General features: G+C 54.0%; 13 protein-coding genes. 8 read left to right on the top strand and 5 right to left on the bottom strand.

The window, feature by feature from the left end; genetic code table 11:
- Positions 1–161: 161 nt before the first annotated feature.
- Positions 162–707, bottom strand: a complete 546-nt coding sequence (locus tag QZY03_RS20975; protein WP_295584254.1) for a DUF4124 domain-containing protein — start codon at positions 705–707, stop codon at positions 162–164.
- A gap of 229 nt (positions 708–936) precedes the next feature.
- The gene (gene glnA / locus QZY03_RS20970) at positions 937–2,340 is read right to left on the bottom strand and encodes a glutamate--ammonia ligase (protein WP_295584252.1); all 1,404 of its coding nucleotides are present in this window, start codon (positions 2,338–2,340) and stop codon (positions 937–939) included.
- A 583-nt stretch (positions 2,341–2,923) separates the two neighbouring features.
- On the opposite strand from glnA, the gene glyQ reads away from it, so the two are divergent.
- From glyQ to QZY03_RS20950, 4 genes are all read left to right on the top strand, one after another.
- Positions 2,924–3,850 carry a glycine--tRNA ligase subunit alpha gene (gene glyQ / locus QZY03_RS20965; RefSeq protein WP_295584251.1) on the top strand — a complete coding sequence of 309 codons (927 nt, stop codon included), beginning with the start codon at positions 2,924–2,926 and terminating at the stop codon, positions 3,848–3,850.
- Positions 3,850–5,922, top strand: a complete 2,073-nt coding sequence (glyS, locus tag QZY03_RS20960; RefSeq protein ID WP_295584249.1) for a glycine--tRNA ligase subunit beta — start codon at positions 3,850–3,852, stop codon at positions 5,920–5,922. The genes glyQ and glyS overlap by 1 nt, the downstream gene beginning before the upstream one ends.
- 3 nt (positions 5,923–5,925) lie before the next feature.
- Positions 5,926–6,486, top strand: a complete 561-nt coding sequence (gmhB, locus tag QZY03_RS20955; protein WP_295584247.1) for a D-glycero-beta-D-manno-heptose 1,7-bisphosphate 7-phosphatase — start codon at positions 5,926–5,928, stop codon at positions 6,484–6,486.
- 68 nt (positions 6,487–6,554) lie between these two features.
- The gene (locus QZY03_RS20950) at positions 6,555–7,199 is read left to right on the top strand and encodes a lysophospholipid acyltransferase family protein (RefSeq protein WP_363168716.1); all 645 of its coding nucleotides are present in this window, start codon (positions 6,555–6,557) and stop codon (positions 7,197–7,199) included.
- 65 nt (positions 7,200–7,264) lie between these two features.
- Here QZY03_RS20950 and gyrB read toward each other — a convergent pair whose 3' ends face one another.
- The 3 genes from gyrB to dnaA form a co-directional block, all read right to left on the bottom strand.
- Entirely contained in the window at positions 7,265–9,676 is a 2,412-nt protein-coding gene (gene gyrB, locus QZY03_RS20945) for a DNA topoisomerase (ATP-hydrolyzing) subunit B (protein WP_295584243.1), read from the bottom strand.
- A gap of 251 nt (positions 9,677–9,927) precedes the next feature.
- The gene (dnaN, locus tag QZY03_RS20940; RefSeq protein WP_295584241.1) at positions 9,928–11,028 is read right to left on the bottom strand and encodes a DNA polymerase III subunit beta; all 1,101 of its coding nucleotides are present in this window, start codon (positions 11,026–11,028) and stop codon (positions 9,928–9,930) included.
- A 210-nt stretch (positions 11,029–11,238) separates the two neighbouring features.
- Positions 11,239–12,570, bottom strand: a complete 1,332-nt coding sequence (gene dnaA / locus QZY03_RS20935) for a chromosomal replication initiator protein DnaA (RefSeq protein ID WP_295584240.1) — start codon at positions 12,568–12,570, stop codon at positions 11,239–11,241.
- Positions 12,571–12,858: 288 nt separating this feature from the next.
- Here dnaA and rpmH point away from each other — a divergent pair, with 288 nt between their 5' ends.
- Genes rpmH through yidC form a run of 4 tightly spaced genes read left to right on the top strand, consistent with a single transcriptional unit; the run spans position 12,859 to position 15,294 of the window.
- A complete protein-coding gene (gene rpmH / locus QZY03_RS20930) occupies positions 12,859–12,993 on the top strand; it encodes a 50S ribosomal protein L34 (protein WP_295584238.1) in 135 nt (44 codons plus the stop codon).
- Positions 12,994–13,033: 40 nt separating this feature from the next.
- A complete protein-coding gene (rnpA, locus tag QZY03_RS20925) occupies positions 13,034–13,405 on the top strand; it encodes a ribonuclease P protein component (RefSeq protein ID WP_295584236.1) in 372 nt (123 codons plus the stop codon).
- A complete protein-coding gene (gene yidD / locus QZY03_RS20920; protein WP_295584234.1) occupies positions 13,390–13,611 on the top strand; it encodes a membrane protein insertion efficiency factor YidD in 222 nt (73 codons plus the stop codon). The genes rnpA and yidD overlap by 16 nt, the downstream gene beginning before the upstream one ends.
- A 6-nt stretch (positions 13,612–13,617) precedes the next feature.
- Positions 13,618–15,294, top strand: a complete 1,677-nt coding sequence (gene yidC / locus QZY03_RS20915; RefSeq protein ID WP_295584232.1) for a membrane protein insertase YidC — start codon at positions 13,618–13,620, stop codon at positions 15,292–15,294.
- The last annotated feature ends 17 nt before the right edge of the window (positions 15,295–15,311 follow it).

Genomic DNA, 15,311 nt, shown 5'->3' with positions numbered 1-15,311 from the left:
CAGTTGCGCAGCTGTTCACGAAGAGAGCGTCCCTGGAAACCCTGGAACGGGCGATTGGGAAAACAGATGCAAGAACCTCGCCAATTAGTCTGAAGCGATCAAAGATCGTGACAGTCTCGATGAAGGGCGATCTACGAACGGTGCGAAGCAGTGGGATCGGTTTAGGGGAGTACGCCAGGGGGAAGAGGCTTGCGTAAGTGAAACCTCACCGGAGTGGTCCGGGCAATAGTATCGCCCTTGGAATCGTGTATCTCGGCGAAAACCTGATGGCTTCCCCAAGGCACGTCCGTCAGGCTCATTTGCGTTGCGGAGGCCTGATCGACAGCAATAGGGACACTGTCCATCACGAGATTGAGCTGATGCCCAGGCATTAGCGGGGGGTCGATAATCAAACTGACGGGCAAGTTTTGCTGTGCCAGACGTAAGGTTTGATTTGGTTCGGGAGAAACGACTTCGAACGCCGTGTAGGGACCAAGCACGGATTGAGACGCTGCGCCGTCAACGCTTGCTGATTCACCGGTGCTATCCGAAGCACCGGCACCTTTCAGGTCGATTGCTTGCGCGTCCGGTTGTGGACGGTCAGAGAACTGGGTACGCCCTTCGGAATCGACCCACTTGAAAACCTTCCCGAACGCCACTGGGGAAATCGGGAGGAGGAAAGCGGAGAGCAGGATGATGTGTGTAACCCTGAACATACCCCCAAGCATAGACGAGTCTTTGCGACGACTCAACACGGCATTGATGCCTTTTGGCGATTTCTGTCGAATCCTGTACCACCCCGCTGGTCTTCGCGCCCGCCTGCCGCACCGCGCCGACAGTCGCATAGCCCAGCTATGTTCCTATCGGCGCGCTTCACTGCGGACGCACATCCTTCGCGATCTGATACAGGATTCCCCGGCTTTCGCCTTAGGTCGTTGCTGATCAAAAGCCTTCGGATCAGAGGCTGTAGTAAAGATCGAACTCGACCGGATGCGTCGTCATCCGCAGGCGGGTGACTTCCTTCATCTTGAGGCCGATGTAAGCGTCGATCAGATCATCCGTGAACACACCGCTCGTCGTCAGGAACTCCCGATCCTGATCAAGCGCGGTCAGCGCCATGTCCAGGGCATGGCAGACGGTCGGGATCGCCTTTTCCTCTTCGGGAGGCAAGTCATACAGATCCTTGTCCATCGGATCGCCTGGATGGATCTTGTTCATGATCCCATCGAGGCCGGCGAGCATCATCGCAGAGAAGGAGAGATAGGGGTTGCCGGTACAATCCGGGAAGCGCACTTCGATCCGACGCCCCTTAGGGCTGGACACGAACGGGATACGAATTGACGCGGAACGGTTGCGCGCCGAGTACGCAAGCATCACCGGCGCTTCAAAACCCGGGACCAAACGCTTGTAGGAATTCGTCGACGCATTCGTGAAGGCATTCAGTGCCCGCGCGTGCTTGATGATACCCCCGATGTAGTAAAGCGCGGTCTCGGAAAGACCACCATACTTGTCTCCGGAGAACAGATTCACGCCGTCTTTCGCAAGTGACTGATGGACGTGCATCCCGGTGCCGTTGTCGCCAACCATTGGCTTCGGCATGAAGGTCGCCGTCTTGCCGTAGGCGTGAGCCACGTTCCAGACAGCGTATTTCTGGATCTGCGTCCAGTCCGCGCGCTCGACCAGCGGAGCAAACTTGGTCCCGATTTCGCACTGCCCAGCGGTAGCAACTTCGTGATGATGAACCTCCACGGGGACGCCCATTTCCTCGATGGCAAGACACATCGCGGCACGCAGATCGTTGAGCGAGTCGACCGGCGGAACCGGGAAGTAGCCGCCCTTGACGCCAGGCCGGTGGCCCATATTGCCGTCTTCGAAAACGCGCTCGGAGTTCCACTCGGCCTCGTCAGAGTCGACCTTATAGAAACAGCCACTCATGTCCGAGCCCCACCGGACGTCATCGAACACAAAGAATTCGAGTTCCGGGCCAAAAAAGGCGACGTCAGCGATGCCGGTGGACTTGAGATAAGCCTCAGCACGCTTGGCGACCGATCGCGGATCGCGCTCGTAGCCCTGCATCGTGTTCGGCTCGAGGATATCGCAACGAATGATCAGCGTATTCTCATCGGAGAACGGGTCCATCACCGCTGTCGCCGCCTCCGGCATCAGGACCATGTCCGATTCTTCGATGCCCTTCCAGCCGGCGATCGACGACCCGTCGAACATTTTTCCATCCTTGAACATATCCTCGTCGATCTGGGATACAGGCATCGACACATGCTGTTCCTTTCCCTGTGTGTCCGTAAAGCGAAGATCGACGAACTTCACTTCATGTTCTTTGATCATCTTCAAGACATCTGCCATGGATTTCTCTCCAGTGCTGAAAAATGGGCACGCCGTATGGGTAGCGTCGCGTCGTTTCGATTTGCCGACTGCCGCATCCCCCAGCAGCGGAGCGTAACAGGCCAGCGGCAGCGCTGCATGCTGGACCCGTCCGGCGGGCCCCTGTCCGTTGCACGAGCCAGGAACATCGCTCAGGGTTGTCGTTTGGGGAAAGTCGGCAGGCGTGCGATATGCTGCATTTATCGGGCCATGTCTTATAAAACCGGATCGTAGCAAGGAACCTAAAGTGTCGGTAGGTGTCGGTGCCGATGATGCCGGTTTGACAGGAAGGCAATCCCGGATGGTACCGGCAAGAGTCTGTTTTCCGGCCGCTGGGCGGGGATTCTGACCGTCTGCTTTCGGGTGCGGTCCGACGTTCGGATCGGCAACAGGGCAGACTGCTGCCATTGACGCACCAAGCTGGACCTTTTTGGTGCAGGACGCCCCGTTTTAGGGCGTCGCGCAGCGACTGGAATATCGGTCAAGGGCTGGAAAACTGGTTCTAGGATCCAGCTTACAGATATACTTTCGCTCTTCGCAGTTCGGTAAGCAATGGTGGTATACCTTGAAGTTGGAGTCGGCAGATGTTTCCACGTTCCAAGGCATGATTTTTGCACTTGAGCGTTATTGGGCCAGCTTAGGATGTGTCGTTGTTCAGCCACTCGACATGGAGGTTGGGGCAGGTACCTTTCATCCCGCGACGTTCCTGCGCGCCATCGGACCAGAGCCTTGGCGGGCCGCATACGTTCAACCTTCACGACGTCCGACCGACGGGCGCTACGGAGAAAACCCCAACCGTCTACAACACTACTATCAGTTTCAGGTGTTATTGAAACCGTCACCGTTGGACATCCAGGATCTTTACCTCGAGTCCCTCAGGTATCTCGGCATCAATCCGCTTGTTCATGATATCCGGTTCGTGGAGGATAACTGGGAGTCGCCATCCCTAGGTGCTTGGGGCCTCGGCTGGGAGGTCTGGCTAAACGGCATGGAGGTCACTCAGTTCACCTATTTTCAGCAAGTGGGAGGATTGGATTGCCGACCAGTCAGCGGGGAAATCACCTACGGCCTCGAACGGCTTGCTATGTACCTGCAATCCGTCGAGAGCGTGTATGACATCGTTTGGGGTCGATCTGCTGGCAGCGTCGTGACCTATCGCGATGTTTTTTATCAGAACGAAGTAGAGCAATCCAACTACAACTTCAAAGAAGCGGACGTCGACACGCTGTTTAGCGCTTTCGATGCCAGCGAACGCATCAGTCAGCGACTCGTCGAAGCAGAGCTGCCTTTGCCGGCGTACGAGCAGGTACTCAAGGCCTCTCACGCGTTCAATCTGCTGGATGCCCGCGGCGCCATTTCGGTGACCGAGCGGCAGCGGTTTATTCTGCGGATCAGATCCTTAGCCCGTGCCGTGGCTCAAGCTTACTATGCCAAGCGGGAATCGCTCGGATTTCCGATGCTCAATCAAGAAACGCGTGATGTGACTCGATAATGAATAAGGAATTGCTTTTTGAAATCGGTACTGAAGAGTTACCTCCGACGTCATTGCGTGAGTTGGCCGGCGCTTTAGCAGCGGGACTTTCAGCACAACTCGACGAACAGGGAATCGATCACGGTAAGGTGCTCCAGTTTTGCACGCCTCGTCGGCTCGCGGTCATCGTGGAAGATGTGGCTGTGCGGCAGGCGGAGCAGGCGCGCTTTCGAAGAGGTCCTTCAGTAGCCGCAGCATTCGACCTGAATGGCAAGGCAACGAAGGCTGCGATCGGATTCGCGCAGTCATGTGGAGTCGACCTTGATGACTTGGAGAGAGAGCGCTCCGACAAAGGAGAATGGCTCGTCTTCAAGAAATTGGATGAGGGCCAGCTGACGGCGGTGCTATTACCGCGGATCTTCGAGAAAGTCCTGAACGACCTGCCGATTGCAAAGCGCATGCGATGGGGAAACGGGAGCGCCGAATTCGTACGGCCAATTCACTGGGTGTGCATGATTCTTGGAGAGCAAACCGTTGGCGGTGAGATCTTTGGCGTCACGATCGGGCAGGTCACCTTTGGTCATCGCTTCCATGCCCCGGGGCCAATTCGCGTGCCGACCGCATCGCATTACCCCGCACTGCTGAGGGAGCAAGGCTATGTTGAACCATCTTTCAGTGACAGGCGAGCGGCAATTGAAAACCAGGTTGCGGCATTGGCGTCCGAACACGAAATGAAAGCAGATCTGGCGGCGAGTTTGCTGGACGAGGTGACTGGGCTGGTCGAGTGGCCGGTCGCCATTTTTGCCTCTTTTGATTCTCAGTTCCTCGCAGTACCAGCCGAGGTACTGATTGAGACGATGCGCAAAAATCAGAAGTATTTTGCGCTTCGCGATGTCGCTGGTCACCTGCTGCCGAATTTTATTGCTGTCGCGAATATTGTCAGCGAAGCTCCTGAACAAGTGCGACTAGGGAACGAACGCGTTATACGACCACGATTCAGTGACGCGAAATTCTTTTGGGAACAGGACTTGGATCAACCTCTGCAGGACCATTTCGACCGGCTCAAGACCGTCGTCTTTCAAGAGCGGCTCGGTTCCGTTGCTGAGAAATCGCAGCGCGTTGTCAGACTCGTAAGGGAAATCTCCAGCCTACTCGGTGATAGCCCGAAACACGTTGAACGTGCAGCTTTTCTCGCCAAATGTGATCTGGTGACATCCATGGTCGCTGAGTTCCCCGCGCTGCAAGGGACCATAGGCAAGTATTATGCCAGAAACCGGGGCGAAGATCAGGAGGTTTGCGACGCATTAGAGCAACAGTACCTTCCGCGCTTTGCTGGGGACTCGCTCCCTGCCGGTCGCTGTGGGATCATCCTTGCGCTTGGGGATCGGCTGGACACCTTGGTGGGTATCTTCGGAATAGGGCAGAAGCCAACCGGCACAAAAGACCCCTACGGTTTGCGAAGGGCATCGATCGCGGTGCTACGAATTCTCATAGAAACGCCGCTTGATCTGGACCTGGGTGTATTGCTAAGGACAGCGGAACAGGGGTTTGATCAAACGACGATCGCTTTAGGTACGGCGGATAGCGTGCAAAAGTACGTATTCGACCGACTTATAGGATTTTATCAAGAGCAAGGGATTTCCCTGGATACGGTGGATGCGGTTATCGCGACAAATGAAACCGTTATCAGCCGGTTAGATCTCAAGATACATGCGGTGCAGCAGTTTCGCAATGCAGCGGGATGTCCGTCACTCGTTGCCGCGAATAAGCGTATTCGCAATATCGTGGCTAAGAGCGGGATGGTCATCGACGGCTCGATGGCACCCGACGCCGCGTTTTTTTCGGAGGCGGCTGAAGAGAGCCTTTGGCGGAGGGTGGCCGCTGCGGAGATAGAGATTCGCCCGCTGGTTGCGAGAAACGATTATAAGGCTGTACTCCAGACACTTGCGGATCTACGCGTTGAAGTCGATACGTTTTTTGATCAGGTGCTCGTGATGGATGATGACGCGAAAATCCGGGAGAACCGCCTGCGCCTACTGATGCGGCTTGCGGGGTTATTTCTCAACGTAGCAGATATTTCTTTCCTTCAGTAGAGTATGGCAGTGGAACGTTTCGTTGCGATAGATCGCGATGGTGTGATCAATGAGGACTCGGATGAGTACATTAAGTCCGAGTCTGAATGGAATCCGATCGCCGGCAGTATTGACGGAATAGCAAGGCTGACCCAAGCCGGATTTCGCATAGCGATCGTGACTAATCAATCCGGTCTCGCCCGTGGGCTTTTTGATCTTTCCGCTCTGAACGGAATTCATAAAAAGCTGCAGGATTGCTTATCCCGTCAAGGCGGCCGGGTAGAGATGATCTTTTTTTGCCCGCATGGTCCGACCGATCACTGCAACTGTCGAAAACCAAAGCCGGGGTTGCTTTTGGCAATCGAGGATCGGTTCAATCTTGACTTGACGGGGTTGCCGTTTATTGGGGATTCGTTTTCAGATATTGAAGCGGCGAGAAACGTCGGAATGGAGCCAATACTCGTACGGACAGGAAAGGGTGAACAGACTTTGCTCGATCATTCGCGAAGGCTTTCCGGTATTCGCGTCTTTACCAATCTGAACGAGGCAACACATGACCTGTTGAATCGTTGGAGAAACGCTTGACTATCTTGAGGTCGTTCATCTATCTGCTCTATCTCATCCTTTCAGTTGTCGTTTTTGGATCCGCTATCGTGGTGGTAGGCCGCGTTCTCTCATACCGACGCCGCTCCCGTCTTGCTCAGCTTTGGGCTAAGTCCAATCTCGAAGCGCTAAGGCTCACGTGTGGCCTTGGGTATCACGTCCGTGGATGGGAGTTATTGCCCTCCACCAACGCCATCGTGCTATGTAAGCATCAATCCGCATGGGAAACCATCGCGTTGAGGGCGCTCTTACCGGTTGAGCAAACCTGGGTCCTTAAGAAAGAACTGCTCCGGTTGCCGCTGTTTGGTGCTGCGTTGAACAGCTTCTCGCCCATCGCCATTGATCGCGCTGCTGGGATGATGGGGATGAAGCGATTACTGAAGGATGGAAAAAAATCTCTGAACTCAGGGAAATGGGTGATCGTCTTCCCCGAGGGCACGCGCGTCCGGTCGGGTGAGCGTCGTGCCTACAACATCGGAGGCGCTGTCCTTGCCGAGCGCAGTGGATATCCTGTCGTGCCAATCGCTCACAATGCCGGGATGTTTTGGGAACGGCAAAGTTTTCTAAAACGACCGGGGGAAATCGACCTAGTCATCGGCCCGGAGATCGCGACACAAGGGAAAACCGCGTCTCAGATCAACCGGGAAGCCGAAGATTGGATCGAATCGACAACATCAGCGTTGGAGGGGAGATGAGTCGCCGCCGATGTAACCAATCCTGAGTTCCCCTCACCCTGATGCGATGACGCAATCGAGTCGAACTACACGTCCAGATTCTCTACATCCAATGCGTGGCGTTCGATAAACTCACGTCGCGGCTCGACATTATCCCCCATAAGCGTCGTAAATATCTGGTCGGCTGATACAGCATCTTCTATGGTGACTCTCAAAAGTCTGCGCGACTCAGGGTTCATGGTAGTATCCCATAACTGCTCTGGGTTCATTTCGCCGAGACCCTTGTAGCGCTGAATGCTGTAACCGCGTTGCGCTTCGGTTAATAGCCAGCGGATACCCTGCCCAATATCGGCAATAGACGTTGTCCGCTCGCCGCGTGAAACATATGCGGTCGAATCAAGAAGTCCAGCAGTTTTTTCTCCATACCCTGAAATACGCTCGTAATCGGCGGTATTAAAAAACTCGTGCGGAATTTGCCGGATTTCAGATATCCCATGGACCCATCGAACCAATTCTAAATGTCCCGGTTTGTGGATATCACCTTTTGTACTCTTCAGTGTAAACCGCAGGGCCGAGATATTCTCATGTTGAGCGTTCATTCTGTTCTCAACGTCTTTACACCATGTGACCAGCCGCTCTAGATCTGACAGCAGATTGTGATCGACCACCGGAGCACGGACTAACTCCTGAAGAAAGATCGGATCATAACGCACTGAGAGTCGGCGCGAAATTCCCGCAAATATCTGGTAGTCCCGAGCCAGTGTCTCAAGAGCGGTACTCGCCAAGGGAGGTGCATCTGCCGACACAAAAAGGCTTGATCCATCCAGCGCCGTTTGAAGCATTGCGGCGTTGAGCTCCGTATCGTCCAAGAGATAGTCCTCCTGTTTCCCTTTCTTGAGTTTATAGAGCGGCGGCTGAGCGATATAGATATAGCCACGATCGATCAACTCCGGCATTTGCCGATAGAAGAAGGTCAACAGCAAGGTTCGGATATGGGCTCCGTCCACATCCGCATCCGTCATAATGATGATGCGATGGTATCGAAGGTTATCCGGGTTATACTCGTCGCGACCGATTCCGCAACCCAGGGCGGTGATAAGTGTACCCACCTCGGCGGATGAGATCATCTTGTCGAATCGCGCTTTTTCTACGTTTAGAATTTTTCCTTTCAATGGAAGGATTGCTTGAAACCCGCGATCTCGACCTTGCTTCGCTGACCCTCCAGCAGAATCGCCCTCTACAAGATACAACTCCGATTTCGACGGATCTTTCTCCTGGCAATCTGCCAATTTTCCGGGCAATCCCGCGATATCGAGAACGCCTTTTCTGCGGGTCATTTCACGAGCTTTACGGGCCGCTTCCCTGGCACGCGCTGCGTCGAGCATCTTTCCAGCGATAATTTTCGCCTGGCTCGGTTGTTCCTCAAGAAATGCATTGACGTGGTCTACAACAAGAGACTCGACGATCGCCTTCACCTCGGAAGAAACCAGCTTATCCTTTGTTTGAGATGAGAACTTTGGATCATGGAGTTTCACCGACAATACTGCGGTCAGACCTTCTCGTGCGTCGTCACCGACCGCCCGGACCTTCTGCGTCTTTTCAAGGCCTTCGCGTTCGATATAACCGTTCAAGGTCCTGGTTAGTCCGGCGCGGAGACCAGCAAGATGGGTACCTCCGTCACGCTGAGGTATGTTGTTTGTGAAACAAAAAATTGTTTCTTGGAACCCCTCATTCCATTGGAGTGCGAGTTCTACTTGGATTGAGTTGCGTTCGGCCGAAAAATAGATCACAGATGGATGGATTGGTGACTTATTTCGGTTCAGATAATCGACGAAAGCTGCGATACCGCCTTCATGTTCGAAGACATCTTGCCGCCCACTCATTTCCTCGGTGAGCATGATCCGCACACCGGAATTCAGGAATGATAGGTCACGAAGACGCTTTACTAAAATATCGTAGTGGAAACTTAGGTTTGAAAAGATCTCCGGAGACGGATAGAACCGCACCTCAGTTCCTGTTTCCAGGGTCTCGCCAATCTCCCTGAGCGGATATTGCGGAACGCCAAGGTGATACTCCTGGTCATAAGCCTTGCCGCCTCGACAAACCCGCAGCAGGAGCCGCTCGGAAAGTGCGTTAACGACTGAAACGCCGACACCGTGCAAACCACCTGATACTTTATAGGAGTTATCGTCGAATTTACCCCCGGCGTGAAGCACGGTCATGATGACTTCGGCTGCTGACCGGTTCTCTTCGGCATGAATATCGACAGGAATCCCCCGTCCGTTGTCAGTCACACCGACTGAGCCATCACGATAGATAGTGACTTTGATTTCAGAACAGTGCCCAGCAAGCGCTTCATCGATCGCGTTGTCGACGAGTTCAAACACCATATGATGTAAGCCCGTACCATCGTCGGTATCGCCAATATACATGCCTGGACGTTTTCGGACCGCGTCTAGACCGCGAAGCACTTTGATGTTGGTTGAGTCGTAAGTCATTTCAAACGTTTGCTCGACAATATGGCAGGACCGATGGTTGCCATAGATGATAGAGACCGAATCGGCTTGTTTGTGTTCGCTATTTTCGGCTTTTCGCGATGTTCCACGTGGAACAATCGGACGGGTTCCATCCAGCAGATCTTGCCATCAACCAATGTTCCACGTGGAACATCAAATCGCAGAGCCCTGTCAACAGCCAGATCTCCTTCCAAAACACCTTACAAACCATACCTATCAGACAACATTGCGTCCTAAAGTCGCATCGGCATCACCACATACGTCTCCCCAGTTGCATCCTTCCCCCTCCAGAGCGAACTACTATTGCCATCTTCAAACCGAACCTCCACGCTCTCGCTGTCCACCGCGTTCAGCAGATCCGAAAGATAAGAAACGTTAAATCCGATCGTGGTGGGTTCCCCAACGTAAGCCAGCTCCATTTCCTCCACCGCTTCCTCCTGCTCTGGATTATGCGCGACCAACCTAAGCAAATCCGGCTCAAACACCAGTCGAACGCCACGATACTTCTCGTTTGACAAAATCGCGGTGCGAGCAAGCGCACGCTTAAGCGCATCTTTGTTAGCATACGCCACCTTCGAAAGCCCTGACGGAATAACCCGCTCATATTCCGGATACCGACCATCAACAAGTTTCGACGTTGTCATGGTCTTTCCCACGGCGAACCTGATCAAACGCTCCCCTATCTCTACCTGAACACTTGATGACCCTAAACCCAATTGACGCCTCAACTCGTTCACGGTCTTGAACGGGATGATCAGCGAACGCTGTTCACTCAAATCCAGGGAACACGCACTCTCAAAAGCGGCGAGCCGGTGTCCATCGGTGGCAACCGCCCTAACGACGTCTTTCTCGACCTGCAACAGCAACCCGTTCAGATAATACCGAACGTCCTGCTGAGCCATTGCAAATCCGGTCTTTTCCAACAACCTCTTTAAAGTCGCCTCCTCCACGGTGAAGGTCTCTTGCGCAGGCTGAGCCTCAACGCTAGGAAAGTCCGCCGCGGGCAGCGTGCCAAGCACATACCGCCCTCGCTCCGCTGTTAATACGCATCGATCTCCCGTGACCTTAAAACGAATATCCGCACCGTCTCCAAGCGACCGACAAATATCCGAGAGCTTTCTTGCCGGGATGGTTACCCGTCCACCCTCGGTCACTTTAGCCTCACTGGAGGATCGGATCTCAATCTCCAGATCAGTACCGACAATATTCACCTGACCTTCTTCAGCGGAAACCAAAAGGTTCCCTAAGATCGGTAATGTCTGTCTGCGTTCCACGACCCCCACCACCTTGTTGAGAATCGGAAGCAAATGTTCCCTGTTGACCGTGATATCCATGCATTTAACCTCTTCTACTCTGTATATATTCTAAAAAAGTAATAGTAATAAGGGTTGTGGGTATGTTATCAAAACCGAATTCCGCAGAAATTACAGCTAGATACGCATCAAACTGACGCTTGATATCGATGCTTGAAATCTGTGCATAACACGTGATCAAAAACGCCAACCCCAACTCTACGAACCTTGCTCCCATCTTATCCACAGCTTTCACGACAGCCCACGCAGCAGATTTCGATAATCCTCTTCAACGGCAGAATCACTTTCTTTTAACTCCTTAATCTTTCTGGTTGCATGCAGCACCGTTGTATGATCCCGCCCACCGAACGCGGTTCCAATCTCCGGCAAACTATGCTTGGTCAGTTCTTTTGCCAGCGTCATCGCGATCTGTCTTGGCCGAGCGATCGATCGATTTCTCTTAGCCGACAGCAAATCCGATGTTCGGATTTTATAATACTCTGCAACAGCCTTTTGGATGCTTTCGATAGTAACGCGCTTGTCCTGCGCTGCCAACATATCCCGCAGCGCCTCTTTTGCAAATTCCACCGTAATGGCACGACCCATGAATTGCGCGTTTGCCACGAGCCGACGAAGCGCCCCTTCCAACTCACGGATGTTGGACCGAATCCGCCGGCCAACGAAGAAACTGACATCTTCCGGTAGCGATACGCCGAGCAAACTCGCCTTGCTCTGCAGGATCGCCACACTTGTTTCCAGATCCGGTGGCTCGATAGAGACCGTCAACCCCCAGCCGAATCGAGATCTCAGTCGCTCTTCGAGCCCTACCACTTCCTTCGGAAATCTGTCGCTTGATAGTACAATCTGCTGCCGTGACTCAAACAGGGCATTAAACGTATGAAAAAATTCTTCTTGAGATCGCTCCTTACCCGCAAAAAACTGCACATCATCGATCAATAGTGCATTTAACGAGCGATAGGTTTTCTTGAATTCGTCGATTCGATTGTTCTGCAATGCCCTGATCATCTCAGCAACAAAACGCTCCGAATGCAAATAGGCCACTTTCGCCGTCGGATTTCTCTCCAACAGCATATTTCCTACAGCATGCATTAAATGCGTCTTGCCAAGTCCGACACCCCCATAAATAAAAAGCGGATTATAGGCCACCCCCGGCGATTGGCTGATCTGCATTGAAGCGGCCCGCGCAAGCTGATTCGACTTACCTTCCACAAAGGTATCGAAACTAAAGTCCGGATTGAGCCTCGACTCCGTCCGTCGCTCCACAAACCGCTCCGGGTCGTCGACCGTCTCAACGGGCACAGGTGTTGCCGTGTTGTCGGCCCTGTCGATCCCCCCGACGTCGAACCGGATCCGGTTGACCGCGCCGTTACTGGCATGCCGGGCGAACTCGATCAAACGCTCCTCGTAGTGCTGTCGTGCCCAATCCTGCACGAACTTATTCGGCGCGAACAATCGAAGAACCTCACCTTCACATCGTGCCTGCAGTGGCAGAATCCAGGTGTTGAATTCTGCCGCCGTCAACTCCCCCTTCAACCGCAAGACACACTGTTGCCACAAATCCATAATCCACCCAATATTGCCCTACGTTGATCGCTGCCGGACCCTATGAAGAAAACCTGGTGCGGTGCGATCGTCCAAATTCAGGTAAAGCCTGGCTCAGCCCAAGAGTCTTGAGCCGCCAAACCAAGCCGCAGATTGCAAGTCTAGCCCTGAGTGCGAAAGTTATCCACAGGAAGAGCAACGCCCATGCGACTTTGAAGTCGTTGACATCTCCCTTGAAACCGTTTAAATTTCGAAGTCTTTTTCCGAGCGCGTCATAGTAGCGCCAGAACGCACGCCCTAGAGACCACCATGAAACGTACCTACCAGCCAAGTCGCATCAAGTGCGCGCGCACCCACGGTTTTCGTGCACGTAATGCAACCAGAAACGGCCGCAAAGTCCTCAGCGCGCGACGGGCGAAGGGCCGAGTCCGCTTAACGCCGTAAAGCAACGACGTAAGGGAACCCGATCGGCTTCAACGCACGCGTGCCGCTCGATAATCCTCTCGGCCTGCCGCGGACCCGTCGGCTCGTCAATACACTTCAGTACCAACGAGTCCTCAAAGGTGGATTCCGCTTCGGTGTCGGCGTTTTCCTAGTGTTCGCCTGTCCTAACGATCTGGGCAGCCCTCGACTAGGACTTGCGATGTCCAAGCGGTATGCCCGACGCGCTTACGATCGCAACCGACTCAAGCGCATTGCCCGTGAGAGCTTTCGAATCCACGGCTCAGAGTTACCCGCGGTCGATATCGTGGTGTTAGCGACAGCCAAGGCACCGAATTCGACCAGTAAAACCCTCTTTTCCGCGCTGGGCCAGGCGTGGAACTCCATCAGGAATGCGTCATGGGTAAAGCCCTGATCTGGTTAGTCCGAGCATATCAGTATCTGATCAGCCCGGTGATCGGACCGCACTGTCGGTTTTACCCATCTTGCTCCGCGTACGCCATCGAGGCCATCGACCGCTACGGCCTGTTGCAGGGGGCTTATCTGGCTGTCCTCCGACTGTTGCGATGCCATCCCTGGCACCCCGGCGGATGCGATCCTGTTCCGACGAAGAAGCAGTGACAACCCATGGATAATATCCGCTTAATCCTAATTTTTTCGCTCGCCGCAGTCTCACTGCTGATCTATCAGGCGTGGGTGCAGGACTACGGGCCCGCCACCACTGCCCGCCAACTCGCCTCGACCACTGAAAAGCCCGCGACATCTCCTGGCGGATCCGAGGGCGTCCCTGGCCTTCAAAATGAGACACCCAAACCACCTAGCAGCGCTCTACCTGTCTCTACGAGTCCTGCGACCGGTGATTCAGGCCGGATCATCACGGTCCAGACGGACCTGATGAAGGTCGAAATTTCGACCAAGGGCGGAACCATCGCCAGCGCCTGGCTGACCGAGTATGCGTTAGCTCCCGAAGAGCCGGACGTGAAGTTTCGTCTCTTGAAACCCGACACGCCGAACATGTTCGTGGTGCAGTCCGGTTTGATCGGCTCGGCTTCCGATTCTCTGCCGACCCATGAAGCCTTGTTCACCACCGAGTCCAGCCAATACACACTGGAGCCCGGCCAGACATCGCTGACGGTGCCGCTTACCTGGACCTCTCCCAACGGCGTCCAGGTTCGGAAGAACCTTCGGTTCCAGCGCGGGAGTTATGTCGTCGAGTCGACCCAGGAAGTGCTGAACAATTCTGTCCAACCGTTGATCGCTCGCGAGTACGCCCAGTTACAGCGTACCGATTTGATCGACCCGAATGCATCGCGCTTTGTCAGCACCTACACCGGCGGGGTCTATTACACCCCAGAAGATAAATACACCAAGATCTCATTCGATCAGATGCGCGAGCAAAAGCTCGATCGCTCTGTCACCGACGGTTGGGTCGCAATGATCCAGCATTATTTCATGTCCGCCTGGATACCACCGCGGGGCGTTAGCGAGACGTTTTACACGAATGTCCTGGACGGCTCACGCTACATCATCGGCAAGTACAGCCCACCTGTTGTCGTCAACGCCGGCGCGACGCATACGTTTACCAATCAGGTTTACATCGGACCGAAACTTCCATCAACGCTGGCAGCGGTCGCGCCTGGTCTGGAACTCACGGTAGACTTCGGTTGGCTGACAGTGATTGCTCAGCCGATCCATTGGCTCCTCGACATGATCTACACGATCGTCGGAAACTGGGGCTGGGCGATCGTCGTTCTCACCATCCTGATCAAGCTGGCTTTCTATAAGCTCTCCGAAGCCAGTTATAAGTCCATGGCAAAGATGCGGCAGATAACGCCGCGAATGCAAGCGCTGAAGGACCGGTATGGGGATGATAAGGAACGTCTGAACCAGGCGATGATGGAAATGTATAAAACGGAGAAGATAAACCCGCTCGGCGGCTGTTTACCGATCCTGGTACAAATTCCGGTTTTTATCGCTCTGTACTGGGTCTTGCTTGAAAGTGTCGAGCTTCGCCAAGCACCGTTCATTCTCTGGATCGACAACCTGTCAGCCCCCGATCCCTATTTCGTCCTGCCGCTGATCATGGGCATCTCCATGTTTGTGCAGTCGAAACTGAACCCTGCGCCACCGGATCCGATCCAGGCAAAGGTCATGATGAGCCTGCCGTTCGTGTTTACGATCTTCTTCGCATTTTTCCCCGCCGGGTTGGTGCTGTATTGGACCGTCAACAACTTGCTATCGATTGCTCAACAGTGGCATATCACACGGAATATCGATAAGGAAGCAGCCAAACGCAACCGCTGACTTTCATCTTGCCAGGA

It is taken from the genome of uncultured Lamprocystis sp. (genome assembly GCF_903933125.1).
Taxonomy (GTDB): domain Bacteria; phylum Pseudomonadota; class Gammaproteobacteria; order Chromatiales; family Chromatiaceae; genus Thiodictyon.
This window is presented reverse-complemented; position numbering and strand designations above follow the sequence as displayed.